The organism is Pseudomonas sp. NPDC089569 (genome assembly GCF_050280625.1).
Lineage (GTDB): Bacteria > Pseudomonadota > Gammaproteobacteria > Pseudomonadales > Pseudomonadaceae > Aquipseudomonas.
Genome location: NZ_JBNNVQ010000236.1, coordinates 1 through 2,103, shown reverse-complemented (window position 1 = coordinate 2,103; position 2,103 = coordinate 1). Strand labels below are relative to the sequence as shown.

The following is a 2,103-nucleotide window of genomic DNA, read 5'->3' as shown; positions in this document are numbered from 1 at the left end:
CAGGAGCGACAGTTTGAAACGGGTGGACCAGGATGCGACAGGGGCAGGCATGTTGGGTTTCCTCCGGGCAATCCGCTGCTATACGGGGGCGATAGTGGTTCGCGCGTCACCAGCCCAAGCTGATCATGGGGGGTGGCCGCGACTTCGTCGTAGATCTTGTCGATGGCTTCGGCGGTCCAGCGGATCGCATTGGCGGTCGCCGGAATGTCGATGCCCATCGAGTCGCTGATCGGCTTGCCCATGTCCAGGGTTTCCAGCAGCGCCAGTTCTTCCTGGTTGGCCAGGATCAGATCGGCGAAGCGGATCAGGATGCGCTTGCGTTCGACCGGGGCCAGGTTGGCCCACACGCCGGATTCGAAGGTACGGCGAGCCACAGCGACCGCCGCGTTGGCATCGGCTTCGTCGGTGCTGGCCACGTTGGCCAGGAAACGGCCGTCCACGGGGCTGACGCATTCAAACGTGGCACCGCTGGCCGCCGCGCAATATTGACCGTCGATGAAGGCACGGCTTTCGATGTTGAGGGACTGGAAGCGCTGCTCCCAGTCGCTGCGGGTAATTGTCATGGTTGTGACTCAACGCAGGGGAATAAGTGACCGTCGAACGGACGCCTACCCAATCAAAAAAATTGAAATGCGATCACTGTGGGAGCTGGCTTGCCAGCGATGGCGTCATCACAATCGACATTGATGGCAACTGATCCATCGCAATCGCTGGCAAGCCAGCTCCCACAGGAATCGGCGGCGTACACAGGTTTTGTGTACACCGCCAACGTCGTTAAACGGTGTGCAGGTACCAGTTGTACTCAAGGTCCGAGATGGAGTTTTCGAACTCGGCCAGCTCGCTTTCCTTGCACGCCACGAACACGTCGATGTACGTCGGGTCGATGTACTTGGCCATGACTTCGCTGTCGTCCAGCACACGCAGGGCGTCGCGCAGGTTGTTCGGCAGGCTCTGTTCGTTCTGCTCGTAGCTGTTGCCTTCGGTCGGTGCCGGTGGCTCGATCTTGTTGGTCAGGCCGTGGTGCACGCCGGCCAGGACCGAAGCCATCAGCAGGTACGGGTTGGCGTCGGCGCCGGCCACGCGGTGCTCGATGCGCACGGCATCCGGCGAACCGGTCGGCACGCGGACCGCTACGGTACGGTTGTCGATACCCCAGCTTGGCGAGTTCGGTACGTAGAACTGTGCGCCGAAACGACGGTAGGAGTTGACGTTCGGGCAGAGGAACGCCATCTGCGCAGGCAGGGTCTCCAGCACACCGCCGATCGCGTGTCGCAGCGCGGCGTTCTGCTCGGGATCCTCGCTGGCGAAGATGTTGTTGCCATCCTTGTCGAGCACCGAAATGTGCACGTGCAGACCGTTGCCCGCCTGGCCAGGGTAAGGCTTGGCCATGAAGGTGGTATCCATCTCGTGGTCGTAGGCGATGTTCTTCACCAGACGCTTGAGCAGTACCGCGTAGTCGCAGGCCTTGATCGGGTCGGCCACGTGGTGCAGGTTGACTTCGAACTGCGCAGGCGCGCTTTCCTTGACGATGGCGTCGGCCGGGATGCCCTGCTCTTTCGCGCCTTCGAGGATGTCTTGCAGGCAGTCGACGTATTCGTCGAGGTCATCGATCAGGTACACCTGGGTCGACATCGGACGCTTGCCGGAAACAGGCGAGCGCGGCGATTGCGGACGACCGTTCACGTTCTCCTGGTCGATCAGGTAGAACTCCAGTTCGAACGCGGCGCAGATGGTCAGGCCCAGTTCATCGAACTTGGCAACGACTTGTCGTAGGACTTCGCGCGGGTCGGCGAAGAAAGGGTCACCTTCGAGTTCGTGCATGGTCATCAGCAGTTGCGCGGTCGGGCGCTTCTGCCAGGGTTCATTGCACAGGGTATCGGGGATTGGATAGCAGATTCGGTCAGCATCGCCGATATCCAGGCCCAGGCCGGTGCTTTCCACCGTGGAACCATTGATATCCAGGGCAAACAGGGACGCCGGCAGGTTGATGCCTTTCTCATAGACCTTGTGGAGACTGGTGCGCTCGATGCGCTTGCCGCGCAATGGCGGTCCGCGGTGCGGACGCCGGCAAGTTCCTGCAAGGCCAATTGACCTGCAACCTCA

The 2,103-nt window shown here is 61.2% G+C and carries 1 protein-coding gene and 1 pseudogene; both read right to left on the bottom strand.

Annotation, left to right across the window (positions count from 1 at the left end; genetic code table 11):
• Window positions 1-563: aldehyde dehydrogenase family protein (locus tag ACQKP2_RS32620; protein ID WP_427582353.1), on the bottom strand; the 563-nt coding region annotated here is incomplete at its 3' end.
• Between the two features lie 211 nt (window positions 564-774).
• A pseudogene (locus ACQKP2_RS32615) lies at window positions 775-2,043 on the bottom strand (glutamine synthetase family protein); the annotation flags it as partial.
• Window positions 2,044-2,103 lie beyond the last annotated feature (60 nt).